Below are 25,688 nucleotides of genomic sequence, written 5' to 3' on the forward strand. Positions count from 1 at the left end.
GATCGACTTTTCATCCCTCAATCCGTAATTTTCGCTCTCAGAGCTTTAATCTGCCCTCGCTTGGTTTTGCTGTCGAGACGCTTGCGCTGGGAACTACGAGTTGCTTTGCTGGGTTTGCGCCTTTTCGGTATGACGATCGCACTTTTAATCAGTTCTTGCAGCCGTCTCAAAGCCTCCTCCCGGTTTTGTTCCTGGCTGCGGTGTTCCTGGGCTTTGATGACAATCACACCTTCGGAAGTGATGCGCTGGTCGTTGATTTGCAACAAACGCTGCTTGTAGCGATCGGGCAATGAAGAAGCTGGGATATCAAAGCGCAAGTGAATCGCACTCGCCACCTTATTTACATTTTGTCCCCCCGCGCCTTGAGAGCGAATCGCACTAATCTCGATTTCGCGATCGTCCAGGAACACAGTATTAGAAATTTGCAGCATGATTCATCAGTGAGATTAAAGATACCGGGAAAGCAGTGCATCTTTTATATATAACTTACTTTGACAGATCAGTTATTTACTACAATTCTTAGCTATCAGGATGAATTCCATGAGTCTTTTTCTATCCCATAACTCTACTTGGTTAGAATCAGCAAGGTTGTAAGCATTTTTTGTAAATCTGTTGTTGGTGATTACTATGGCTTTATTTCCTTTGTAATATCTGACCGCTCCTGCTACTTCTTGAACGGCTTTAATACCAACTGGTCTTTTGGTTCTTTTTGCTTGAACCACCGTTTTTGACCCATCTTTGTACAAAATTATATCGGCTCCATAATCTTGACTGTCTTTAGTTAAATTAACAATATAACCACAGTTGATAAAATGGAAAGCTAGAAAGTTTTCAAACTCTTTGCCAGTCATTTCATCCACTTCCAGAATGCCACTGTCTGATAAACATTTTCTTGGCTCTTCTTCTTTCCATGTATCTACCCATTCCCAAATCATATTTACCGCAGCGAAAACGATAGCGGCTACTAATATAAAATCTAACATAAGATTATATTTAGTTTAAAGAAGTATTTACTAGCGTACCAGATTTACTCAATATAGTTATCTACCCATCTCACAAGCACATTGTGATTTTAATTACTGATTATCTAAGAAAACCATGAATTTCTGAGAATTGATAATAGGTGCAAGGAAAAAATCAATGATAACTGAAAATGCTGTCAGCAATGGGTGATGCAATAGCCAACAGGCTAAACTACACCCGCTCGACTAGACGAGGTAGAAGACTATGACGAAACCGCATGATATCATTCGAGAGCCAGACCGCAGATTGGGAGAATTAATGGCGATCGCACGTCAGCGATTCCTCGAACCAGGCGGCGATCCTCGACAGCCGGCATCAGGTTTAAAAGACGATGATTACATGACAGACGAAGAAAGACAATAAGCACTGACCATAGCCCGATCGCTCTTTAACGACGAATATATTAAAACCTATCTCAAAAACAAACGTCAATAAATTTGAGATTTTAAATTTTAGATTTTAGATTTTAGAGGCGATCCCACGGATGAAGCGGTTCAAAATCCAAAATTAGTAAGGTGCGCCGAAACGCACCCTACAAAAATTAATTAGTCGGTAGTACCGGTTTGCAGCGACTCTTCAGCAGCGTGCGTCCACTCAGAGTGGAAGAATTCGCCGCGCGGTTTGTCGGTGCGTTCGTAGGTGTGAGCCCCAAAATAATCACGCTGAGCTTGCGTGAGGTTTTGCGGCAATCTTTCGCGCCGGTAGCTGTCGAAATAGTCCAGCGAGGCGCTAAATGCTGGCACTGCAATCCCCAGTTGGCAAGCAGTAGCTAAAACGTCCCGCCAAGCCGATTGGCGATCGAGAATGCTCTGTTTGAACTCCGGCGCTAACAGCAAATTCGGTAACGCGGGATCGTCCTTGAAAGCTTTTTTAATCTTGTCCAAAAATCCAGCCCGAATGATACAGCCACCCTTCCAAATTCGGGAGATTTCGCTCAAACTCAAGTCATAGTTGTACGACTTCGAGGCGGCGCTCAAAAGTGCCATACCTTGCGCGTAGGAGCAAATCTTCGAGCAGTAAAGCGCATCCCGGACTTTGTTCACAAACTCTTTAGTATCGCCTTCGTACTTGCCGCTAGGCCCCGTCAGTGCTTGGGAAGCTTTAACGCGCTCGTCTTTGTAAGAAGACATGATTCTCGCATTCACAGCAGCAATAATTGTGGGAATGCTCACGCCCAATTCCAAAGCACTCATAACAGTCCAGCGGCCGGTGCCTTTCTGACCGGCTGCGTCCATAATTACCTCAACTAAGGGTTGCTTAGTTTCCGGGTCGATGTACTTGAAAATGTTGGCCGTAATTTCAATCAAAAACGAGTTGAGTTCGTCAGTGGTATTCCATTCGGCAAAAACTTCCTGCAACTGCTTGCCGTTCAATCCACCAACGTTTTTGAGCAAATCGTAGGCTTCAGCAATGAGCTGCATATCCCCGTACTCAATGCCGTTGTGAACCATCTTCACGTAGTGACCGGCGCCACCGGGGCCGATGAATGTGACGCAGGGGCCGTCATCTACTTGAGCCGCAATTTTGGTGAGAATTGGCTCTAGTAGGCCGTAAGCAGTGCGGGTGCCACCGGGCATCAAGCTAGCACCATTCAGCGCGCCTTCTTCGCCGCCGCTGATGCCCATGCCGACAAATCCCAGTCCGATCGATTCTAAATCTTTGGTGCGGCGTTCGGTGTCGTCGTATAGCGAGTTGCCGCCGTCAATAATCATGTCGCCCGGTGACAGCATGGGTTTGAGCTGGTCGATGACTGCATCTACGGGTTTCCCAGCTTGCACCATGACTAAGATTCGGCGCGGGGTTTCTAAGGCATCGACGAATTCTGTCAGAGTCTTGGTGCCTACAATGTTCTTGCCGGGGGCGCGCAGGGCCATGAAGTCGTCGGTTTTGGCTGCTGTGCGGTTGTACACAGCCACGGAGAAGCCTCTGCTTTCGACGTTGAGGGCGAGGTTCTCGCCCATCACTGCTAGACCGATTAAACCAAAATTTTGCTTTGTCATGCTAATAACCCGCTGGTTTTTCCCGCTTGATGATAGGTTTGCGAGAGAGGAAAGCGAGGCGGGGTGTACCGCTTTCCGGTGGACTAAAAGTATTGGACAATAGACCTAGGAGGTTTAGGTTTATTTTTATATTCTCAGAATTGCTGTTTGGTAAATCAGTAGGGTTTTTTTAAGATTTAAGGGATATTAATGACGCGGGCAGGTGATGATAAGGCAGGTATTATGTCGATCGCAGTAACGGTAGATACAAACCAGCGGACATTTTGAGGAAAATTGAGGAGACTGTTGTAACTATGGAAGATTTGCAGTATCTCGCGGCTTGGGTGAAAGAGCAACACGCTCGCGAGTATATTTTGACTTGGCTGCTGAGTCAACAGGGGCTGTGGTGGTCTGATGGGGATATTTATCAGGCCGTTTTGCAAAAGTCGGGAAAGCTTTTGAAAGCTTATGTTCAAAAAAGGCAAGCAGGAGAGTTATTTGAGGGAATTTCTGAGAAGTTGGGAGGAGATGAGAATTGGGATGATTTGGCGGCGAGTTTGGCGCGGATTCTTGCGGTTTATCAAGAGGAATTATCGCTTTTGCAAGAGCGCGATCGCAAGGGGGATGGGCTAAAAAAAAATTTGATTAGTCAACCGTTGACTGGAGATCCTTTGCCGCTTTTGGAGGTGCAGCAAGCTTTGCCCGATCCTTATGCGGATACGCTGACGGGGAGATAATTTGCGATCGACTTTTTGGAGGCACAAGAATCCCAAAAACCGGGTTTCTTCCTATATCTCTCGTACTCAACCAAAAATTGTCGCCGAAATCCGGTTTCTCGCCACGCAGTGAATCCCAAAAACCGGGTTTCTTCCTATATCTCTCGTACTCAACCAAAAATTGTCGCAGAAACCCGGTTTTTCGGCAGCCAACTAAAGAAAATGGATCGAGATTCAAGGATTGAGAATAGGTGTAAGATCTAGAAGAAATCCGGGAAGTACATCTTCACCCGAAAGTGTAGGCGGTTGGTCAAAAGAGAAATTAATCACTTCTGCTACATCTTCAGACAAGCGATAGATTTCTACTAAAGGCGTTTGGGGGTCAATTAGCCAACCTAAGCGACAGCCGTTAGTTCGATAATACCGCATTTTAGCGCGCAATGTTTCTAGGGAATCACTTTGCGAGCGCAATTCTATTACAAAGTCCGGGCACAGGGGAGGAAATTTGCGCTTATCTTCTGCGGATAATGCTTCCCAACGTTCTAGGAGTACCCAAGCAGCATCAGGGGAACGCTTCGCACCGTTGGGTAGTTGAAAGACAGTGGAAGAGTCAAAGACTTTTCCCAATCGAGTCTGACGATTCCACAAATTTAGGTCTGTAGTCAAATCGGAATTTCTGATGCCGCTTTCGCCGCCTGTTGGAGGCATAATAATTAGTTCTCCTTCGGGGGTTTGTTCTAATCGCCACTCTTCATTAGCGATGGACAATTGATAAAATTGTTCGTCGGTTAAAGCGACGGCTGCAGGTAGGTTGAGAGTTATAGTTTCCATCGTTGATATTATCGCCAACTAGGTTGGTTTTATTATAGCTCGCACTTTCTGACAATTTTCTCAAAAAGATCGCACGCTCAGAAACCGGGTTTCTTCCGATATTTCTCGTGCGAGGCCGAAAATTGTCGCAGAAACCCGGTTTCTCGCCACGCAGCTAATCCCAGGAACCGGGTTTCTTCCGATATTTCTCGTACTCAACTGAACATTGTCGCCGAAACTGGGTTTCTCGCCACCTAACGAGAGAAATTAGATCGCAAATCCGCGATAATTTATCACAATCACCCGCGCCAAATTCCCCACGCTAACCCACAAGTCCGCCGGGGGTTGAAAACCCCCGTCTCATAGCTAAAGTCCTCTCAAAGAGGACTGAAAGACACATTTTTGAACAAGCATTGCAATATCTCCCCAGTCGGTTTCAACCGAATTTCGCTTTCTCGACAGGGGTTAAAACCCCTGGCGGACTGTTTGTTTAACTCTAAATATAGCTGCTAGCTTGACGGGTGAACATTGAGCAGTAAATTCCGTTTGATGCTATCAATTCGTCGTGAGTTCCTATTTCTGCTATTTTACCGTTTTCCATCACGGCGATGCGATCGGCTATTTTTGCTAATCCCAATCTGTGACTGATGACTATGGTTGTTTTGCCGGCGGCTATTTGGCGGAAGATGCTGTAAATTTCGTGTTCTGTCTTGGGGTCTAGGGCGGCGGTTGGTTCGTCAAAAATGAGCACTTCTGCTGTAGAAAGCCGCATTAAGGCGCGGGCGATCGCAATTCTTTGCCACTGTCCCCCCGATAAGTCTATGCCGTCTTCTAATTGTTTCCCCAACGGTGTCTCTAAACCTGCGGCAAGACTATTGACTTTTGCGCTAATTCCTGCTTCGGAAATAGCTTCATTAATTGCGGTGTCATCCGACAGGGAAAGCAAGTCGCCGAAACCGACGTTTTCGCGGACTGTGGAGGGGAAACGGGCGTAATCTTGCATGACGACGGCGATGCGCGATCGCACGTATGCTAGAGGGTACGATCGCAAATCTTTGCCGTTCCAGTCGATCGTACCGCTTGTCGGGTCGTACAGGCGGCCGAGGAGTTTGCCAAGGGTGGTTTTACCCGCGCCATTTTCACCGACAAGCACTAGCATTTCACCCGGATTAATGGTTAAGTTGATATCTGCGATCGTGCTTTTATTGCTACCGGGATAGCAGAAAGATAGATGCTTAATCTCGATCCCAATTTTATCTTTTGTTGGGCGGGAATCTTGCCCGTCTTCTGGTAAACTAGGGAGGCGAGATGCTACATCCACAAGCGGAGACTGCAATTCTGGCTTGAGTTCCAAAAGTTGAAAAATCGGACTAACGCCCAAGGAAATATCGTACAAATTAGCATAATTGCCTATAAGTAATTGCAAACTTTGCTCCACCTGAACAATTAAACCCGAATAAAGCGCCAAATCTCCCAAAGTATAGCGACCACCCAAAGCTCCCATTACCACATAAACAAATGGCAAAGCTACTCCGATTCTACTAAACACTGACCACAAAAGTAAAACAATTGCTCCTTTTTTTCGGATTTGCTGCATCTCGCTAAAAAACTGCAAAAACTGACCCTGCCAGCGTTTGAGCCAAAGTTCTTGCAACCCAAACAAACGCAATTCTTTAGCATATTCTTCGCCCGTCAAGACTCTAGCGGATAAGTTCATCTCGCGGCTGATTTTAGCTTGCTTTCTTTGAACTCTCCAGATAATTTTGCTATATTTTCTTTGGATGTAAATTGAGGGACAGGATGAAATCAACATCACCACTGGCACCCACCAAGCTATCGCAGCAGCAAGGCCTATCGATGGAATAAATATAAAAATTCCCGTGATGGTCATGCTGATGGTAAAAGCTAGTTGCTGTATCTTCAATACTCCGGTTTTTGCTAGTTCTACTATATTTAATAGTTCCGGGTTTTCAAAGAGGGCAATATCGTCGAAATTTGCGACTTTTTCCAGGACTTTTCCTTCGACAAAGCCTTGAACGCGATCGCGCAAAGATGTCGCTGCAAAAGAGCTCATTGTGTCTAGGGCATCGCCGACTAACCTAAGACTTAAGACTCCGGCAATACTCCACAGCAATATTGGCCGGGAAAGCATCAAAGCAAAGGGCTGTGCTGTTTGGGTTTGCGACAGCAACCGAGATACTTCATCAATGATTAATTTATCTAAAAATAGCACGGCAGAGGGGGCAGCACCGGCGATGATGTTGAGTATTATTAAATGGCGGAGTTCTATTGGTGCGGCTTTGATTATCAGGCCGAGGCTGCGCCACAAAGCTTGGAATGTGGTAATTTGGATGGCTTGCATAGTTTGTGGGTATGTGTCGGGTCTACTCATCCCCGGACGGTATATTGTAACAAAGGTGCTTTTCAGGATCTATTTTTACAGACTCAACTCTGGTATTCCCCATATACGAATAGTTCCATCACGATGACCACTGATAATTTGTTTTCCATCTGGCGTAATTGCAAGGCAACAAACGTAACTCTCGGTTGTAGAATACTCTTTTATAGAGTGAAGTTTTTCTCCAGTATTTAAGTCCCATATCTCAATAAACGACTCATAATCGTCATTTATTTTTCTACGACCCGCCGATACAATTCTTTGAGCATCTGGTGTAAGTGTAAGAGCATAGACTCCTTCAGCAGAACTCTTTAAAGTCAGCCGAACATCTGGATATTTCTTCGCCGTTAAATCCCAAATTTTTATTTTTTTGTCATGGCTGCTAATGAGTGTTTTACCATCTGGTGTAATAGCCAAAGCATAAATATATCCTAACTTCCTTCCTATGATAGTTACCAATTTTCCGGTTATTAAATCATAGGATTTGATAATTTCCCTTCCCACAATTATTCTTTGTTGGTCGGGAGAAATAACAATAGAGTTACGATTCCACCCATAAAGGTGCCGAGAGTGTAATGAATTAGTTCCCAGATTTTTTAAAAAATCTTGGTTGTTTAAATCCCATATTTGAATAATGTTGGATTCTTCTACACTAATTAACTTTCGCCCATCGGGTGTAATTCCCACGAAATAAACTTGATTTGAACAAGGTAGAGAGTGTCGTAACTCGTTGGTCTTTAAATCCAAAATTTTAATGGTGTTATCCCAATCTGCACTAACAAGCGTTTGCCCGTCTGGAGTAATAGCAAAACATTCAACATCGCTTGTATGGGGTTCTAGCGTATTAAGTAGGTATCCTGTCTGTAAATCCCAGATTTTTATAGGATGGTACCAACTACCACTAATGAGTTTTTGTCCATCTGGTGTAATGGCCAAAGAACGAACAAATCCCGAATGACCATTGAGGATATTAAGACATTTAAAATATTGATAGGGATTATATTCAACAGCCAAAACAAAGACATCAGCAGAAGCACGTAAGTTGGCACTCGCTTCACTCAAACAGAAACGACTGATAGAGAAGAATATCCTAGCTACTAGCTTTCGCAGCTTTTTAAACAACCACCCTTCTAAAGCGGTATCAAAATCTAATACATTTGTATCTACAATTGTATCAATATCTGTTGGTCTAGCAACCTCTATATCTAGTTGTTCGTCAGCTTCTAGTATAGTATCCGTCTCTTGGGTTGCCTGTGTACTTATCTCTAATTGTGTCTCATCCACTATTGAATCATCCAAGTGTTCATCGGTATCTGTTGAAACTGAATCTAATCTTGAATCATCTAAATGTTCTTCGGGCTCTGTTGAACCTGAATCTAAAGCAAACATCTCTTGGAGCAGCGGTTGATAAGAAATCAAGTAAGATATTATTTTGCTAGAAATTCCAGTATATAAAAATAGTTTTCTTATCTCTTGTGTATACTTGGGAGCTAATTGAGAGGTTGCAGTTACTTGAAAATAACCTTGCTCATTCTGAGTAAAAGTTAATGTACCATCTTGAGCAATTTGACCTCCGGTTGTTTCCCAATAAACCTCACCCAGAGCGATTGGATAGCCGAATTGATCGAAACCTTTAACAACAAATGTTTGATGTTCGCTTGATTTAAGATAAACAAAACCAGGTTGAAGTTCTAAACGTCTTAAAACAGGCAGGAGAATAACTTTAGCTATAGTGCTAACTTTTCCTGATTTTGCGGTGACAGTAACTTTGCGCTTATTATAATTGCCTTTAAAGGTTCCTTTATCAGTAATTGAGCCACCATTAGTAGTTGTCCATATAACATTCGTTATGTTTAAAGGATCGCCGACCTGATCGAATCCAGTTACAGTAAAAGTAAATGCTTCTTCTGGTTTAATTTCTACCTGTTCAGGAGATATTTTTAGTCCTCTCAGAACAGGAATAACAGTAACTTCTGCGTTAGCGCTTAAATGTCCTACTTTGACGGTTACTTGACGATTACCTTTTTGCTGTTCTCCACTACAAAAATTTCCAGTGCGATCAATTAAGCCACCTGTTGCATTCCATTCTATATCACTGACAGATATGTCTTCTCGTCGTTGATTTAAAGCAACCACATTAAATCTTTGGCTTTCTCCTGGCTCTAAAATAACAGATGAAGGTAAAATCTCTAGGAATGTTAACCGAGAAGGTTCGTAAACTTTAATTTCGGTGCAAGTGTTAATTGTCCCTACACTTGCCTTAATAATAACAGTGTCTTCTCGTTCTCCAGCATAAAATATGCCCTGATTGTCAATGTTTCCACGAATTGCTGACCAAGTAACTTTTCCAGTTTGTATGTTGTCACCATACTGATCTAAGCCTTTCACTTCAAACTGAAAATTCTGCCCAAACTCTAATTGATCTATTGAGGATGTAATAATTAGTTCTTTTAGCTTCGGAGGGGCAATAATCGTAATTGGGATAACTCGATGAATAGAACGGACTGAAGCGATAATTTCAAAATTTCCTTGCTTGCTTCCAGCTATAAAATTGCCATTTTGGTTAATCGTTCCACCTCCACTAATTGCTGACCAAGTAACTTTTCCAGTTTGTATGTTATCACCATACTGATCTAAGCCCTTAACTTGAAAGTGAAAGCTCTGACCAAACTCTAATTGAGGTATTGAAGATATAATAATTAGTTCTGTTAGCCTCGGAGGTTCAATAATCGTAATTGGGATAACTCGCCGAATAGAACTGACTGAAGCTATGATTTCAAATTTACCTGGCTTGCTTCCAGCTATAAAATTGCCATTTTGGTCAATTTTCCCCCCTCCGCTTACTTCCCATAATACAGTTTCCTGCATGGGATTTCTGCGTTGATCTAAAACTTGTGCTGTAAATTGTTGACGCTTCTTAAATTCTAAAGTAATGCTAGAAGGAGTAACACAAATCTCTGTAATTGTAGGAGGAGAAATAATAGTAATTGGGACAGAAGCCTCAAAAATGCCTATTTTTGCTTTAACTTCAAATGATCCTTCCATTTGACCTGCTGTAAATAAATCCTGTTCTATTTCACCGCCAGCACTTTTCCATTTAACATCTTTATTGTTAAGGTTCATCTCTCTATTATCCTGGTCATAACCTTTAACTGTAAAACGTTTAGATTGACCATAGAGAAGTTGTAGGGGAGGTTCTACAATAATAACAATCTTGCTTAATTTTGGGTAAGAACAACCCTTAATAGCATGGAGTGCCTTTCCGGTTTTGGCTTCTAACAATGTTACCCAATCTTTACCCGCAATGACAAGAGTTTTTCCATTAGGACTAACAACTACAGAGCTAATAAAACCCGGTTGTTCTGGTAGAGTGTAAATGATTCTATAATCTTTTAAATCAAAGATTTTAATTTTTTTGGAAAAACCTACTACAAGTATATTTTGAGCAACACTACAATCTAAAGAATTAATTGATTGATTATTTGGGTAAGTCTTGGTGCATTCTAAATTTTGAAGAGGTAACGTAGACAAATCTTTATTATCTAATGCGCCAACAATAACTCTACCTAAAACCCAAGCGCCTACAGCTATAGGCCCTCCTAATGAAAATCCCGCTACAGTAGCTGCTACATCTACTAAACCTTTCCCCAAAACTGAACCGGATTGATTTGAAGACTCTTTTTCAGATTTTGATTCCCAAAATTTGACAACACCATCACGGCTTCCACTAATTAAGGTTGTGTTGTCTGAAGTAATACTTAAAGATTGAATCCAAGCGGAATGTCCTTCAATACTGCGTATGAGTTGACCGCTATCTAAATTCCATAATGTAATTTTATTATTAGTGCTTCCACAAGCGATGACTTTTCCATCATGGCTAATACATAAGCTCAAAACACAAAATAGTTCCTTTTCATTTTTTATGGTTTTACTTAGCTTACCTGTATTTAGCTCCCATATTTTGATGGTTTTATCTGTGCTACCACTAACAATTTTTTTTCCGTCAGCAGGGATAGCAACAGCAGTAATCCAAGTAGAATGACCATTGAGCGTGCGAATAACCTGCCCTGTTTTTAAATTCCATACCTTAATATTTGTATCTGCACCTCCGCTAACTAATGTATTTCCATCAGGACTAATAGCCACAGACAAAACCCAGTGCGAATGTCCTTCAATACTACGAATTGTTGCCCCCGTTTGCAAATCCCATACCCAAATCTTTTTCCAACTACCTCCTACTAAAATAGTATTATCTGGACTTATTGCCAGAGAAGTAATAACATCTGTTGGGCAAGGTGTTAAGTTTTCGGGTGTATTTCCCCTCAAATAAGAATTATCACCACGAAAAACTCTGTAGGCAAATTGTTTAACTCTGTCTGATTGATCTTTGATAGACTGTTCAATCAATAGTTCTAAACCTTGTTGACCATGATTGAGAGTTTCTGATAAAGCAGCAAGTCTTTCTTGCTCACTTTGACTAGATAACTGCTTCTTAACTTCTTCAATTCTTGTAGACATTCTATTTCCATCCTAATCATTCACTTTCTGATTTTTTGGCAGCGACAAGCCACAAATTAGCTGGGTGATAGGGTTCTCCCGTAAATGTGGTGCTCATAAAATCTCATCTAAGTTATCTCTGTAGATTATAAGAGATAATCGGTTAATCATTGTCAATGAGGATGACATAATTTATGTTTTTTTATCCTCAAGTTTCTCAGGTTGGTTGAAAATTTATCAGTGCATTACACTTACCCACCGTTAAAAATTTGCTTTGCGGTCAAATTCAACTCTGGGAACACTGCCGATTCAACCCTGTCATCTCCTCGAAACAGCTTAATTTGATACTCACCATCTACTAGCTGATAAACTGATAAAGTAGGCTGTTTCGGAGAACCAATATAACGGCTACCGCCTAAACCTAAATAATCTACAATCCAATATTCAGGAATGCCTAATGCTTCATAATCGATCATTTTGTGGGCATAATCATCACGCCAATTTGTGCTGACCACTTCAACCACTAATTTTACGGAATCTCCCTGAGTAATAACTGATTCTCTTTCCCATCGAGACTCATTGGCTGCTACGGCTTGTTTATCTAATACAATTACATCGGGATCGTAGCCAGAGTTATCGCTAAATTTAATTGTACATTCCTTGGGAATAAAGTAAGGAAGCTGTAGTCGCCTGATTTCTAACCCAAACTCGATCGCCTGAAAACCGGCGCTGGCTGAATGTTTACCAGTTGGATTTGGCATTTCAACAATAACTCCGTTATGTAATTCATAATGTCCGTTTTCTGGTTTTCCTTCCAGAAATTCATCAAAAGTTATTAACTTGGATATTGTTTGAGTCATCAGAAAGCCTCTTTAGTGATAGGTCGATGAATAATTATATTTTGAGTTCTATCGAGAAATACGATCGCCCTTTCCATCTCAAACTCTACCAGATCGAGCGATCGCCCTGAATGAATCCCACCATAGCATAAACCGCTTTATGCCAAAACTATCCAAATGTCAAACGCCGCACCGTACCGTCATCTGTAAATCGCTGTTCGCCAACGCCAACAACTTCCACAATAACTTCGCGTTCTGATATCAAAAATTGACCCTCGCGCGCGGCAATTTCAACGATGATTTTTTCCCCTTCCAAATACACCTTATAATTAGTCGTAGCCCAGACACCTTTTTCGTGTTCAAAACTGTGTCCGTCGTCCTCATAAAGCGTCCATTCACCGCTTCCGGGCCAAATTCGCATTTTCAATGACTCAAGCGGTTCTTCGCTGACAAATTGCCTCACAGGTGCGATCGCAATTATGCCCCCGCCCCGCACGTAAAGCGGCATTCTCTCCAAAGGTGCACAAGCTAAAATGTGCGTCGGGCCCTGATAGCATTCGCCCGTCCACCAATCGTACCAAGTCCCCTCCGGCAAATACACGGCGCGGTGTTCAACTCCCGGCCGGTAAACGGGTGCAGCCATCAGCGACGGGCCGAGCAATACTTGATCGTAAAGGTGATAAGTTGTGCGATCGCGCGGAAAGTGATACAGTAGCGGTCGCAAAATCGGCGTTCCCGCCGTCGCAGCTTCCCAAAACAACGTGTAAATGTAAGGCAACAACTGATAGCGCAAATTCATGTATTCGCGGCAAATCTTCTCAGTGCGATCGCCAAAAACCCACGGTTCGTGCTGCGCCGTACTAATCGCAGAATGACCGCGCATCAAGGGATACAGCATTCCCACCTGCATCCACCGCGCGAACAGTTCAGCCGTTGCATTCTCCGCAAAACCGCCGATGTCGCAACCGACAAACGCTACGCCGGAAAGCCCCATGTTGCAAAGCATCGGTAGCGACATTTCTAAATGATCCCACAGCGATTGATTGTCGCCCATCCATACCGAGGAGTAACGCTGAATGCCCGCAAAACCCGATCGCGTCAGCACAAAAGATCGCTCGTTCGTTAGCGAAGCCCTCGAAGAGGATCGCACTTTTTGCAACCCTTCCGAACAAGCTTTCGCCATCATTAAACCGTACAAATTGTGCGTTTCCGCGTGGGTGGCGCCTTCGGATTCCGGGCCTTGCGGTGCATCCATCGGAAACCAGATGTGTTCGTGGCCGTCGCCAAAAGGCCGTTCTGCGATCGAAGGTTCGTTCATGTCGTTCCAAATCCCCGCAACGCCCATATCTGTAAGGTTTTTGTGCAATTCGCCCCACCACTGGCGCACCTCCGGCCGCAGGAAGTCGGGAAACACCGCTTTTTCGGGCCAAACGTAACCGTGGAATAGCCTTCCCTCTGCGGTGCGGACGAAATAGTCATTCTCCACACCCTCATCGAATACTTCATAATCTCCTTCCGGTTCGTACTTGACACCGGGATCGACAATCGTGACAACCTTAAAACCCGCTGCTTTCAAATCTGCGATCAGTTTCGCGGGATCGGGGAAACGCTTCGGGCTCCAGGTAAAAACGCGGTAGCCGCGCATATAGTCGATGTCGAGGTGGATGACATCGCAGGGAATCGCCCGATCGCGAAATTCCTGCGCCACCTCCCGCACAACGTCCTCGGATTCGTAGCTCCAGCGGCATTGGTGGTATCCCAGCGCCCATTTTGGCGGAAGCGGCATCCGGCCGGTTAACTGCGTGTAGGTGGCGAGAATTTGGGCGGGTTCCGGGCCGTAAATGATGTAGTAGTCGAGTTCCGGGCCTCTGGTTTCCATCCGCAAAACTCCCGGTTGTTGGGCGCCGATGTCGAATTGACTCCAAAATGTCGTGTTGAAGAAAATGCCGTAAGCGCGATCGGGATTCAGGGCGATGTAAAATGGGATCGCCTGGTACATTTCATCGCTGAGGGAATTGTAGTCAAGCGCGTCTATTGTCCAGTTTGTCTTGACTTCCGAGAGTTTGTCGAGAAAGCCGGTGCGTTGGCCGAAACCGTAGAAGTGTTCGTCTGCTTCGATGCGCTTCCAGCCTGCGGTTGCACCTGCGCGCCATCCCATACTGCGATCGCAGTCGCTAGCAAAGGGTTTTCCCGATTTGTCAAAGCATTCGATTGCAGGACGAGATCGCTTGACTGAAATCGTTATTTGTGCTGTTTCAATTTCTATTTTTTCTTCCGTTTCTCGCACTTCAAATGGTGTAATTTCCCACTCTTCGTCAGGGACAGTTATTGAGTGCGATCGGCTTTTGAATTCACCTGTCGGGGACATTCGCACTCGGATTAAATTCGGCGCGAGGATGCTGATGTTTAGGGAAGTTTCGCCGCAATTAAAGTGGAGGGTGCGATCGGTTTTATTTATGGATTCTACCGAACCGATTGTTGACCAAGGCTGTTCGGTTTTTTGCAGTTTTCCGAAGTATTGCGGCATATACGATTTGGTAATTGGTAATTGGCAATTGGTAAACCGATCGTGCAAGCCGCACTTGACTACCGTCATCTAGCTAAAGGAGGAATACAAATTGTCAGCATTTCAAGTAAATTAACAAATGCGGTGAGATATACTTCAGCAATACCGTCGCTAGCCGAATAAGCTACTATAAAAACTGAAACAGGTATCCATAAATTAAGTGGAAAATAACTGAGGTTTGGCACTATTTTTCATTTTAAATTAGGCTTTATGAACAGGCAAGATGCCTGTTCCACAAAGACGAAGTTTTCTTGTGGAACAGGCATCTTGCCTGTCCGATTCAACTATTGTTGAATCGACTGAGTGATGCCATCCCACAAACAATGGCGTGCTTGCAGAGCATTGTTAGCAGCATTTACAGCTTGCTTCCATTTTAGAGAGTCATTGTCACAAATGTTTCTTAATAGTTTCTGTCCCATTGGTGCGTGTTGCTCTTCATCAAGATGGGTGTGTCGTTCCAGGTAAAGACGAAACGAATTGCAGGGAATACCTTGAGCATCTTCTAGTTGGGTAAGGATTTGTTGAAACATCTTGGGAATCACATCCTCTCTACCTAATAGAAAAACTGCGGCAACTTCGTGATTCAATCCGCTCGCTGCTTTTAATGTGGTCCTTACAAAAGTTTTAGTGACTTCGGGGATAGGCAGATTTGCCAGAGCTTCATTAGCAGAAAAACCTTGTTGAATTGCAGCAATAAAACTCCGAATTGGTTGGCTATCTGCACCAACTTCTTCCATCGCAGCTAGGTAGAGATGAAAGTGACTTGAGTAATAACCTGGAGAAATTTCATCTGTTTCTTCGGCCAAAACTATTTCATTAACTAATCGCGCCGAATGGATATCTATTGGAGGAACCCAAGGTAATTCGATACAAGTCAATCGACGTTGCAGCGTTTTGAGAAGTGTCATAAAATCCCAGACAGCAAAAACATGAGATTTCATAAACCCTTGCAGAGATTTCAAGTCATTGACTTCCTGATAAATTGAGTGAGTGAGTAGTGCTTTCCGGGCTGTGGAGGTTTCTGCTAATAACTGAATGTATGGATCTAAGGTTTCTGAAATTTGATTGTGATTCATACTTTACTCCAGAGTATTGTTGGCGATTTGCTTGAATTACACCGTGATACAGAACTTTGCCTGACTAAGAGGTACATTAACAGCAATGAGTAAAATAACATTGCACTCTACTATTTTACCTAATCGTTAAGCAAGGTGCTGTATCTCGTCAGCCAAAACATCGCGGTAACAATCATCCACCATTTCTTTAATGGCTGGTTCTCTAACCATTTTTTCGTACAATGTTGTTGGCCTATCGTTTCAGCTAGTTGTTGTTTTTTTACTTACTCTTTAATTATAGCTGGCACTTTTGCTGTTCTCGCCCGTGAAATATTAATTTAATCTGAAATAATTACTTAGTAACTGTTCCGACTGCTAGTATTTTTTAGACCCCTGTGTATCATTGTAAACTTGATTAAGGTTCTATCGCCAGTTAGATATTGTCGATCGCCCTCCCAGCATTTTGACCTAATGCACGGATTGCTTTTTTTAGCAAGATGTTTCCTATACAGCGCCAACACCCATCGGTTTTAAAGCTAGCAAACTTAAGAAATCAGTGATAAAACAGAGGCCGGATGCGATCGCGGAAATGAGGCTAGCCCCTGCAATTGGACAAGTTAAAATAAATGGGCGATCGGCTGCCCAGCGGCATCATGTATAATCGAATTGCAAATATACTTGAATCACCACAACGATCGCCTGTATAGTAATATTTGGCAGTTGCTAGTCGATTGCAACACTTCCGCGCGATCGCCCGCAGTTAAGAAAAACCTTTGACTTAAGTACGCGGACTTAAATCAAGATTATTCTGTCATCCGCCAGGAACGAAGCAATCCCAAGTCTGAGCGATTGCTGCATTCCTATCTGCTGTTTCCTTAAACTTTGACGATCTTTGAGTGCCTTGAAATACTACAGCCAACATCCTAACGCTTTCTCGATCGACTACCTCAACGACTTGCGAGGAGCAATTCTAGCCTCCCCTTATCTAGCAATCAACAACCTCAATCGCGATTTCATTGGCACAAAAGGGTTTTCCGTGGTGTTTCAACGTTCGGAAATCGCCGAAGTAGAACGGCGGTTCCCCTTGTTTAAACCCTATCTAGACCAAGCATTACAGCCTGAATGCAATGCTTTTTACCTCAATCCTTTGTTGCTAGGTGAAGGTTCCCGCGTCGATCCGCATATCGATCGATCTTTGCGATCGTACTGCAAAACTGTTGAACCTCCCGCAGCCGTCAGCGTTTTATACGTACAAGTACCGCCGAACTTGCAAGGGGGAGAGTTGATACTGCGGCGCAACAAACAGCAAGTCGGGCAGATTAAGCCGCAAGCCAACTCGCTGATCTATTTTCAAGGAGATTTGACTCACTCTGTCAACGCTGTTAAAAGTACCGGAACTCGTTTGAGTTTGGTTTGCGAACAGTACAGTTTGAGCGAAACAGAACTGCAAGATATTCCAGGATTCACAGTGGAATCTAGGGCCGTGAAAGCAAAAATTAAGTAAGGTTTATTCGATCCTGGGAGGGTGATAAATTCAGGACACGCTTAACCAGCCGCTTGCATCAACGGTTCAATCACCGCCAACTTATGTGCTAGGAGATTATCCATAACAACTACTGCGATCCGAGTGGGTTAAGACCGAGCATTATGGGCGATCGGCTTAAGTAAAATCAAGTATAATGTTAGAGTTACTGAATTGTTATATGGTTAGAGTAATTTATAACATTCCTAATGGAGCAGAGGAACTTAAGTGGCAAAAATAGAAGGATTTAGGGTAATAAATTACCGCTCGCTGCGTGATATTACTATGGGCAAGCTGTGGAATACGCAAAATGCCGAGGAACTAACGCCAATGACAGCCGTTATCGGTAAAAATGGTGTTGGGAAAAGCACGCTTTTCGACACTTTTGGCTTTCTTGCAGACTGCTTAAAAGGGGGAGTCGAAGAAGCTTGTGATGCCCGTGGGCGGGGAGGTTTCGAGAGAATTCGCTCGCAAGGACAAAAGGGAAGTGTTGAGTTTCAGATTTACTATAAAGAGGATCGTAACGCTCGACCAATCACCTATGATTTGGCAATAGACCTTGACTCTTCTGAAAGACCCTATGTAAAAAAAGAAAGACTTAGACAACGGAGAAAGAACGAAAAAAAAGGACAACCTTATTCTTTTTTGATTCTGAATGAAGGTAAGGGTTTAGCATGGAAAGGTGAAGAAGGAGGCCAGCTACTTGATGAAGATCGAGGAGAATTTGATGTAAACAATTTAATAGAAAACATCCAGATCGGTGAGATATCAGAAGAAAGTAAAGAAAAGGAAATAGTTGAACTTGAGGACAAGCGAAAACTGGGAATTGCTACTTTGGGAGCGCTCAAACAACACCCAAGAATTTCCGCATTTCGTAGATTTATCGAAGGATGGTATCTCAGCTATTTCACACCAGACGCTGCCCGTAGCTTACCTCTGGCTGGGCCACAAAAACATTTGAATATTCATGGAGATAATCTAGGAAATGTGGTTCAATTTATGGAGAGAGAGCATCCTAAGAAATTCCAATCAATTCTGCAAAAAATATCTAGTAAGATTCCAGGGGTAGAAAAGATTAGCACCGCCAAAAGTCCAGACGGTAGACTTCTGCTGCAGTTCAACGATCGAGGTTTTCAAGAACCATTTTATGCTCAACAAATGTCAGACGGAACACTGAAGGTATTTGCCTATCTCCTTCTTTTAGAAGACCCCTCACCACCGCCATTTTTGTGCATTGAAGAACCAGAAAACGGACTTTACCATAAGCTTTTAGAAACTCTAGTCCGAGAATTTCGAGAACACGCTACAGCTCGAAGAAGTGGATCGCAAGTATTTGTTACAACACATCAACCCTATTTTGTAGATGCTCTTAACCCTGAAGAGGTTTGGGTACTTGAAAAGGGCGAGGATGGTTTTTCTCAAATCAGACGAGCTAGCCAAGACCCTCTCATTAATAACCTTGTTTCTGAAGGATTGCCCCTTGGCGGACTTTGGTACAGCGATTATCTAGATAAAAGGTGAATAAATGCACTTTGAGATACTTGTCGAGGATATTTCTGGACAAACTGCTCTTGAAATTCTTATACCAAAGATTATCAGCACCCAACAACACACATTTAAGATCCATTATTACAAAGGAATTGGGCATATTCCTAAAGGTTTAAAATCTGCTTCTGAAGCCAATAAACGAATTCTGCTCGACCAGCTTCCGCGACTTATTCAAGGCTACGGCAAAACATTCTCTCAATATCCTCCTGATTACCCTGCTGTCCTCATTGTAATTTGCGATCTTGATGACCGATGCCTCAGTACGTTTCGCAGAGCACTACTAGATATTGTAGATAAGTGTAATCCTCAGCCAAAGACGCAATTTTGCATAGCAATTGAAGAAGGAGAAGCATGGTATCTAGGCGATTTAGCAGCAGTTAAGAAAGCTTATCCGCAAGCCAAAGAAGCAGTCCTAAATTCGTACACTAATGATAGTATCTGTGGGACGTGGGAGAAGTTAGCTGATGCAGTGTTTTCCGGTGGTGTACAAAACTTATCTAAACAAGGTGGGCAAGCAATTGGTTTAGAGAAGTCTAATTGGGCTAAGAAGATTCCTCCCTCCATGAACGTAGATAAAAATTTATCACCAAGCTTCTGTTATTTTCGAGATAAACTTCGAGACTTAACGAGTCAGTAAAGAAACCGGGTTTTTTTATTGGGAATCGCCTAGTGCAACGAAGTAGAATCGTAAAAAAACCCGGTTTCTCGACATCCGTGCCTAAGTCCTGCCTAACTACCAAAATCGGAATAATAGCCAAACTTTTGATGAGTAACAGTCCATACAGCTTGTTTAGCGAGACAACCTCAGCTTAAGATTCCCACAAACAGCGAACAACCCCACAAATGAAAATAGAACGATGCAAAGCATTTTCGCTCGACGCAGGATGTCGGAGTCAATGAAGCTGCCGGTTTGGTAAAATGCCAGAGGCGATCGACTTATCAATAAAAACCGCCAGATTAATTTAAATTGATTAAAAATTAGGCTGCGAAAATCCGATGATCCGCAAGAATAAACGCAAAAAGTTACCTTTATTGGCAGCGTTATTAGTCCCGCCATTTATCCCTTGGTTAGTGAGTACGATCGCCCTATTTCTCAGTCTCTGGGTCATCGTACCAGCACCCGCGATGTTCTTGTACCCTTTGGCGGTGGGAGCACCAGAAATCAGCCCTTGGTTGGTCGGTATCAATACGATCGCCCTTTTGCTGAACCTGCTCAGACGGCATCAAGGCAAAGTCTACATTATTTTGTCAATTTGTAACCTGTTCGCCCTCATCCTGGGCCTGCTACCCCTGATTCAGTTTCCAGCAGCCAATGCAGCGGTAGCTACCCAAATGCAAGCAGTTTTAGGGGAAAACTATTTAGCAGCCGTTCCTCAAGCCGATCGCGCGCAGCTACGCCCTCAACCGTTTATTCTCGCAGATGCGTTCCGAGGAATTCCGATTAGAGACGTTAGGATCGATCGGGCTATTGGATTTGCCAACCCTGACGGAGTTTCACTCCAATTAAACCTTTACCGGCCGATGCAAATTGGCAAATATCCGGCGATTATCACGCTCTACGGGGGAGCTTGGCAAAGAGGCAATCCCGATTACAATGAGGAATTCAGCCGCTACATGGCCGCCCAAGGCTATTGTGTAGTTGCAATTGATTACCGCCACGCTCCCAAGTATCGATTTCCTGCTCAGATTGAGGACGTACAAGCCGCTCTTTCCTATATCAAAACTCATGCTGCTGATTGGGGAATCGATCTCGATCGAATTGCTTTGATGGGAAGGTCTGCAGGTGCCCATTTAGCAATGCTAACTGCTTATGATTCTAGTGTGCTTCCAGTTCGAGCATTGGTGAATTATTACGGGCCAAATGACCTGATTCGGGGATACAATGACCCACCTTTTCCTGATGCCATAAATGTTCGAGCCGTCTTGCGTGCCTTTCTCGGAGGAACGCCAGACGAACTCAACGAGCTTTACCGTCGGGCTTCTCCCATCAATTATATTAAACCCAATCTTCCCCCTTCTCTACTGGTTTATGCAGGCCGCGACCATATCGTTCAGGCTAAGTTTGGTCGATCGCTCTACGAACGATTGCGAGCCACGGGCGATTCCCTACGGGATAGCTTCGCTTCACGGGCTATTCTGCTCGAAATTCCTTGGGCTGAACACGCCTTTGATGCAGTTTTTAATGGGCCGAGCAATCAATTAGCTTTGTACTACACAGAACGCTTTTTGGCTCATGCTCTAAAATCTTCCGATTACCAACCAGTTAAATAAAAGTTTGATTTTTACTCATTTATGCTCAATAAACTGCGGCTATAACAGTTTAATAAGTTCCCAAATCTCGTAAAGATTTCTACAGCAAATTGTCGCACCAAATTTTAGAAGAGTTGCCAGACTTTATTTATAGCGGTTCGATCGCGTGGTGAGGTATGCCCCATGCCCCATGCCCCATGCCCCATGCCCCATGCCCTGTTAAACAGAAATTCTGCGGTTGTGTACGCTTGGTGCGATCGGCCTTTATGAAAAAAACCTAAAATTCTGTAGCCTACAATACATTTATTTGGTTAATGATTGTTTAAACTCTCCAAGTGTAGATTGTGTACTCTCCATAATTCTCCAAAACCCCTAAACGAGTGCGTTGTTTGCTGGACTGCGATTTATCGATCGTCGAACCGTTAAAAACCATAAGTAGTTTTGACCTGAATTCATCGGAATTGATTCGCACAAAATTTTTGAGCTGACCAGGGTAAAGATTAGTTACTAAATTTGTGCAGTGCAGACATCTATAATGTTGACTCAAGTTTGTACAGGCTCTTGCCATCTATCTTCTTGCTAATAACCGCAATCCAACCGCATCTCACACTGGATTGTCACACCCGATGGACGGCGAAGTCATTGCGCCTCGCTCCTCCAATCTTTTCGAGCCTGCCAAAAAAGGCATTCTCCCAAAAGTTAGCTTTGACAAAAAATCTTGGGTAAATCCAGGATATTCGTCAATCGTTAGACTTGGGCTAACATCTATTTTTTCTCAACTACTCGTCCCGCAATACCAATAAAAATAACCATGAGTGGAAACGAATCGCGCGTTCAAGCAATTTCTCAAATCGTCAACCGCAAACTGATGCCTGCCCGCCCTCCCAAGCGGCTAGAAGATATGTGGGCCACAGACGTTTTTACTCTGAGCAAGATGCAAGAAAGTCTGCCCAAAAGCATTTTCAAATCAGTAAAAAACACCGTTCAAACCGGTCAAAAACTCGATGCTTCCGTAGCTGATGTAGTTGCAGTAGCAATGAAAGATTGGGCTATTTCCAAAGGAGCCCTCTACTACGCCCACGTATTCTACCCGCTAACCAACGGTACCGCCGAAAAGCACGACGGTTTCATCTCAGTGCAAGGCGACGGTTCCGTCATCTCAGAATTTGCAGGCAAAGTTCTGGTACAAGGCGAACCCGATGGCTCCTCATTCCCCAACGGCGGCATCCGTTCCACCGCCGCCGCTCGCGGATATACAGCCTGGGATGTCACCAGCCCTGCTTATGTCATGGAAACAGACAACGGCATGACATTGTGCATTCCTACTGTTTTCATCTCCTGGACAGGTGAAGCCTTAGACAAGAAAACGCCGCTTTTGCGTTCCATTGCCGCCATGAACAAAGCAGCAACCAGAGTGTTAAAGCTATTAGGCAATACCGAAGTTGCTCCGGTAAATTCCAGTTGCGGTTCCGAACAAGAATACTTCCTGGTAGATGCCAATTTCAGCAACAACCGCCCCGATTTACTGCTAGCAGGTCGCACCTTGTTTGGCAAAGCTCCTGCGAAAGGTCAGCAATTTGACGACCACTATTTTGGAGCGATTCCAGAGCGCGTTCAAGTCTTCATGCAGGAAGTAGAAGAAAGAATGTACCGACTGGGAATTCCTGCCAAAACCCGCCACAACGAAGTAGCTCCCGGTCAGTTTGAAATTGCACCAGTTTTTGAAGCTGCAAACGTCGCCAGCGACCACCAACAATTAACCATGACAATTCTCCGCAACACTGCGAAGAAACACGGTTTTATGTGTTTGCTGCACGAGAAGCCTTTCGCCGGCATTAACGGTTCTGGCAAACACGTCAACTGGTCGGTCGGCAATGCCACCCAAGGAAACTTATTAGACCCCGGCGATACACCGCACTCGAACATACAATTTCTAGTTTTCTGCGGCGCTGTGATTCGCGGAGTTCACAAATACGGCCCGCTATTGCGCGCGGTAGTTGCTACTGCCAGCAACGACCACCGATTGGGTGCAAATGAGGCTCCACCAGCAATTATCTCTGTCTATTTGGGTTCGCAATTAGAAGATATCTTCGCGCAAATTAGCCGGGGAGAAGTTAAGGACTCTAAAGGTCGGGGAATTATGAACTTAGGTGTAGAAACACTTCCTACTTTCATGAAGGATGCTGGAGACAGAAACCGGACTTCGCCCTTTGCCTTTACTGGCAACCGCTTTGAATTCCGTGCAGTAGGTTCCGGTCAGTCTGTTTCCGGGCCGCTGGTGGCGATGAATACAATTCTTGCAGATTCTTTGGACTGGATTGCTAACAAATTAGAAAGCGGTTTGGCTAACGGAACTGAACTGAATGCTGCCATCCAAACCATTCTCAAAGAAGTGATGGACGAGCACGGTGCGGTTGTATTTGGCGGCGACGGCTATTCCGAAGAATGGCACAAAATGGCCGTTGAGGAACGAGGTTTAGCTAACTTGCGGACTACGGCCGATGCTTTGCCCGTGTTGAAGGAAGGATACATTGAAGACTTGTTTGAAAAGACAGGTGTTCTGACTCCCGTTGAATTGGAAAGCCGTTACGATGTTTATGCTGAGCAGTATTTGCTGGCAATTGAAGTCGAAGCAAAACTGGTAATAAGCATGGCAAAAACCATTATTTACCCCGCAGCGTTGAGGTATTTAGCTGAACTTTCCGGCACAATCTCTAAATTGAAAGAGATTGGGATTGAACTGGAAAAGGAAAGTGCCGAAAAAGTAGCGGTGTTGGTTAAGTCCATGATGGATACTGCGAGCAAATTGAGTGCTGCTTTGAGCAAGCACGATTTTGCTTCGACAGAAGACCATATGCAGTATGCTTCGCAAACAATTCGTCCTTTGATGGATGAGGTTCGCAAGTATGCCGATGCTCTGGAAGGTGAAGTGGCTGATGATTTGTGGCCTCTGCCTACTTATCAAGAAATGCTGTTTGTTAAGTAATAGCAAACAAATTCGGTTAATTGCAGGTTAGAGTTGTCAGGACACGGCAGTGCCGTGTCCTTACTTGTTTTTGAGGTTAAATGAGTGTGACGCTGAATCTGTCAATCGATTTTAGATTTTAGATTTTAGATTTTAGATTAAAGGAATGAGAATTAAATAACTTCCACTCTTGAAAGTGGGATGGGCCGATTCCGCCCGTCCTTTTTGAACGGGCTCATAGGCCCATCCCACAATAACAATTAAAATTGTAAGTTATTTAATTCGCGATCCAAAGAATTGAAGCATTGACCCCACGGATAAATTCGGGGGCTTGTCGATCGGATACAGGTTTTTTATTTCTGGACGGGTGAATCCGGGGGCTTGTATCCTGGATGCTTGATTGTCAGAGTCATAAAATGCGATCGAGAGTAAGAGTTAATATTGTTGAGATACCGTTCAACAAATTTATCGGCGTACAAAAAGTAATATTGCTGCGAAAAGCTATTATGCGAATTCAATCTTTCTTGAAACAAATGACTCTGGGGGCTCTAGCTCTATTTTTTACGATCGCTTGCAGTCGATCGACTCCGAACGTAAACTCTTCCCCTGAAGCAAGTACCTCTAGCACCTTTAAAGTGGCCTTGGTCGTCACAGGCTCCAAAGACAACAACAGTTGGTCTCAAGCCTGCTTTGAAGGATTGAATCTAATTAAAGATAAATTTAATGCTCAGGTAGACTTTACTGGCCTTGACGGTGAAGATAGTGAAGCAGCCCTTCGCAAATATGCCCAGTCAGGCTATGACCTGGTAATTGCAGCCAGTGGTGGCTATATCAAAGCTGCCGAAAAGGTCGCTCGAGAATTTCCGCGAACGAAATTTGCCCTGATTACAACGTATCCAGGGAATAACAGAAATTTGGGGGCTGTTGCCTTTCGATCGGGTGAAGTGGGGTACCTCACAGGCGCTTTGGCTGCCATGAAGACCAAAAGCAATAAAGTTGGCTATATTGTGGGTGCATCTTATCCGGTTTACAAAGAAGAAGAAGCCTTGTTTAGGCGGGGAGTGAAGGCAACGAATCCCTCTGTTCAAGCCTCGACTGCTTTTCTCAACAGTTGGATTGATACGGACAAGGCCACCAAAGTTGCAACGGATATGGTGGCCTCTGGAGTCGATGTTTTGACAATCAACGCGGATGAGGCAGGGTTAGCCGCCCTAAAAGCCGTTACGCAAAAGCCAGGAGTCTTTGTGATTGGTTGGGCCAAGGATCAGTACGAACTGGCTCCCGGCAAAGTCCTAACTAGCGTTCTGCAGGACATTCCCAATCTGGTGCTAAATGTGGCAGTGTTAACCCAGCAAGGTCGCTGGGAAGGAAAACTTTACAAGTTTGGGCTCAAGGAAAAGATCTATGACTTTGCTCCTTTCCGTGGCACTCTCACGTCTCAGGAAGAGGAGACTTTCAAGACCATCCGAGAAGCTGTGACAACTGGCAAAATTGATGTTTCCCCTTAGTGCGCCGATTAA

General features: G+C 43.9%; 17 protein-coding genes. 8 read left to right on the forward strand and 9 right to left on the reverse strand.

Annotation, left to right across the window (positions count from 1 at the left end):
- Positions 1 to 17: 17 nt before the first annotated feature.
- Together arfB and OSC7112_RS12820 are read right to left on the reverse strand one after the other, a co-directional pair.
- Positions 18 to 431 carry an alternative ribosome rescue aminoacyl-tRNA hydrolase ArfB gene (gene arfB / locus OSC7112_RS12815; protein ID WP_015176289.1) on the reverse strand — a complete coding sequence of 138 codons (414 nt, stop codon included), beginning with the start codon at positions 429 to 431 and terminating at the stop codon, positions 18 to 20.
- 72 nt (positions 432 to 503) lie between these two features.
- Complete coding sequence (locus OSC7112_RS12820) at positions 504 to 983, reverse strand: restriction endonuclease (protein ID WP_015176290.1); 480 nt, start codon at positions 981 to 983, stop codon at positions 504 to 506.
- A 244-nt stretch (positions 984 to 1,227) separates the two neighbouring features.
- Between OSC7112_RS12820 and OSC7112_RS12825 the strand changes: the two genes are divergently transcribed.
- Positions 1,228 to 1,386 (forward strand): hypothetical protein, encoded by a 159-nt coding sequence (locus tag OSC7112_RS12825; protein WP_223300824.1) that lies wholly within the window; start codon positions 1,228 to 1,230, stop codon positions 1,384 to 1,386.
- A 182-nt stretch (positions 1,387 to 1,568) separates the two neighbouring features.
- Here the strand turns inward: OSC7112_RS12825 and gnd are convergent, their stop codons facing one another.
- Positions 1,569 to 3,023, reverse strand: a complete 1,455-nt coding sequence (gene gnd, locus OSC7112_RS12830; RefSeq protein ID WP_015176291.1) for a decarboxylating NADP(+)-dependent phosphogluconate dehydrogenase — start codon at positions 3,021 to 3,023, stop codon at positions 1,569 to 1,571.
- 293 nt (positions 3,024 to 3,316) lie between these two features.
- Between gnd and OSC7112_RS12835 the strand changes: the two genes are divergently transcribed.
- Positions 3,317 to 3,739 carry a hypothetical protein gene (locus OSC7112_RS12835; RefSeq protein ID WP_015176292.1) on the forward strand — a complete coding sequence of 141 codons (423 nt, stop codon included), beginning with the start codon at positions 3,317 to 3,319 and terminating at the stop codon, positions 3,737 to 3,739.
- A gap of 213 nt (positions 3,740 to 3,952) precedes the next feature.
- Here OSC7112_RS12835 and OSC7112_RS12840 read toward each other — a convergent pair whose 3' ends face one another.
- The 6 genes from OSC7112_RS12840 to OSC7112_RS12865 form a co-directional block, all read right to left on the reverse strand.
- Positions 3,953 to 4,549: a Uma2 family endonuclease gene (locus OSC7112_RS12840; protein ID WP_015176293.1), complete on the reverse strand. Its 597-nt coding sequence runs from the start codon at positions 4,547 to 4,549 to the stop codon at positions 3,953 to 3,955.
- A gap of 475 nt (positions 4,550 to 5,024) precedes the next feature.
- On the reverse strand, positions 5,025 to 6,890 hold the full coding sequence (locus OSC7112_RS12845; RefSeq protein WP_223300825.1) for an ABC transporter ATP-binding protein: 1,866 nt from the start codon (positions 6,888 to 6,890) through the stop codon (positions 5,025 to 5,027).
- Between the two features lie 75 nt (positions 6,891 to 6,965).
- Positions 6,966 to 11,444 (reverse strand): WD40 repeat domain-containing protein, encoded by a 4,479-nt coding sequence (locus OSC7112_RS12850; protein WP_015176295.1) that lies wholly within the window; start codon positions 11,442 to 11,444, stop codon positions 6,966 to 6,968.
- A 230-nt stretch (positions 11,445 to 11,674) separates the two neighbouring features.
- Positions 11,675 to 12,283, reverse strand: a complete 609-nt coding sequence (locus OSC7112_RS12855) for a Uma2 family endonuclease (RefSeq protein ID WP_015176296.1) — start codon at positions 12,281 to 12,283, stop codon at positions 11,675 to 11,677.
- Between the two features lie 148 nt (positions 12,284 to 12,431).
- Positions 12,432 to 14,858, reverse strand: coding sequence for a glycoside hydrolase family 31 protein (locus OSC7112_RS12860; RefSeq protein WP_015176297.1), 2,427 nt, complete (start codon positions 14,856 to 14,858; stop codon positions 12,432 to 12,434).
- A 254-nt stretch (positions 14,859 to 15,112) separates the two neighbouring features.
- Positions 15,113 to 15,904, reverse strand: a complete 792-nt coding sequence (locus OSC7112_RS12865) for a DUF3050 domain-containing protein (RefSeq protein WP_015176298.1) — start codon at positions 15,902 to 15,904, stop codon at positions 15,113 to 15,115.
- An 871-nt stretch (positions 15,905 to 16,775) separates the two neighbouring features.
- Here OSC7112_RS12865 and OSC7112_RS12870 point away from each other — a divergent pair.
- From OSC7112_RS12870 to OSC7112_RS12895, 6 genes are all read left to right on the forward strand, one after another.
- Entirely contained in the window at positions 16,776 to 17,387 is a 612-nt protein-coding gene (locus OSC7112_RS12870; RefSeq protein ID WP_015176299.1) for a 2OG-Fe(II) oxygenase, read from the forward strand.
- 246 nt (positions 17,388 to 17,633) lie between these two features.
- Positions 17,634 to 18,926, forward strand: coding sequence for an AAA family ATPase (locus OSC7112_RS12875; RefSeq protein ID WP_015176300.1), 1,293 nt, complete (start codon positions 17,634 to 17,636; stop codon positions 18,924 to 18,926).
- A 4-nt stretch (positions 18,927 to 18,930) separates the two neighbouring features.
- On the forward strand, positions 18,931 to 19,590 hold the full coding sequence (locus OSC7112_RS12880; protein ID WP_015176301.1) for a DUF4276 family protein: 660 nt from the start codon (positions 18,931 to 18,933) through the stop codon (positions 19,588 to 19,590).
- 359 nt (positions 19,591 to 19,949) lie between these two features.
- Entirely contained in the window at positions 19,950 to 21,224 is a 1,275-nt protein-coding gene (locus OSC7112_RS12885) for an alpha/beta hydrolase (RefSeq protein WP_015176302.1), read from the forward strand.
- 790 nt (positions 21,225 to 22,014) lie between these two features.
- Positions 22,015 to 24,189: a glutamine synthetase III family protein gene (locus tag OSC7112_RS12890; RefSeq protein ID WP_015176303.1), complete on the forward strand. Its 2,175-nt coding sequence runs from the start codon at positions 22,015 to 22,017 to the stop codon at positions 24,187 to 24,189.
- Positions 24,190 to 24,584: 395 nt separating this feature from the next.
- Positions 24,585 to 25,676: a BMP family protein gene (locus OSC7112_RS12895; protein ID WP_015176304.1), complete on the forward strand. Its 1,092-nt coding sequence runs from the start codon at positions 24,585 to 24,587 to the stop codon at positions 25,674 to 25,676.
- Positions 25,677 to 25,688: the final 12 nt, after the last annotated feature.

Origin of the sequence: Oscillatoria nigro-viridis PCC 7112 (genome assembly GCF_000317475.1) — a bacterium.
GTDB classification, from domain to species: domain Bacteria; phylum Cyanobacteriota; class Cyanobacteriia; order Cyanobacteriales; family Microcoleaceae; genus Microcoleus; species Microcoleus nigroviridis.

Coding starts and splice junctions, on each gene's coding strand:
- OSC7112_RS12880 (WP_015176301.1), top strand. CDS start 18,931: ATGCACTTTGAGATACTTGTCGAGGATATTTCTGGACAAACTGCTCTT.
- OSC7112_RS12845 (WP_223300825.1), bottom strand. CDS start 6,890: ATGCAAGCCATCCAAATTACCACATTCCAAGCTTTGTGGCGCAGCCTC.
- OSC7112_RS12850 (WP_015176295.1), bottom strand. CDS start 11,444: ATGTCTACAAGAATTGAAGAAGTTAAGAAGCAGTTATCTAGTCAAAGT.
- OSC7112_RS12885 (WP_015176302.1), top strand. CDS start 19,950: ATGATCCGCAAGAATAAACGCAAAAAGTTACCTTTATTGGCAGCGTTA.
- gnd (WP_015176291.1), bottom strand. CDS start 3,023: ATGACAAAGCAAAATTTTGGTTTAATCGGTCTAGCAGTGATGGGCGAG.
- OSC7112_RS12840 (WP_015176293.1), bottom strand. CDS start 4,549: ATGGAAACTATAACTCTCAACCTACCTGCAGCCGTCGCTTTAACCGAC.
- arfB (WP_015176289.1), bottom strand. CDS start 431: ATGCTGCAAATTTCTAATACTGTGTTCCTGGACGATCGCGAAATCGAG.
- OSC7112_RS12835 (WP_015176292.1), top strand. CDS start 3,317: ATGGAAGATTTGCAGTATCTCGCGGCTTGGGTGAAAGAGCAACACGCT.
- OSC7112_RS12890 (WP_015176303.1), top strand. CDS start 22,015: ATGAGTGGAAACGAATCGCGCGTTCAAGCAATTTCTCAAATCGTCAAC.
- OSC7112_RS12860 (WP_015176297.1), bottom strand. CDS start 14,858: ATGACGGTAGTCAAGTGCGGCTTGCACGATCGGTTTACCAATTGCCAA.
- OSC7112_RS12825 (WP_223300824.1), top strand. CDS start 1,228: ATGACGAAACCGCATGATATCATTCGAGAGCCAGACCGCAGATTGGGA.
- OSC7112_RS12820 (WP_015176290.1), bottom strand. CDS start 983: ATGTTAGATTTTATATTAGTAGCCGCTATCGTTTTCGCTGCGGTAAAT.
- OSC7112_RS12855 (WP_015176296.1), bottom strand. CDS start 12,283: ATGACTCAAACAATATCCAAGTTAATAACTTTTGATGAATTTCTGGAA.
- OSC7112_RS12895 (WP_015176304.1), top strand. CDS start 24,585: ATGCGATCGAGAGTAAGAGTTAATATTGTTGAGATACCGTTCAACAAA.
- OSC7112_RS12865 (WP_015176298.1), bottom strand. CDS start 15,904: ATGAATCACAATCAAATTTCAGAAACCTTAGATCCATACATTCAGTTA.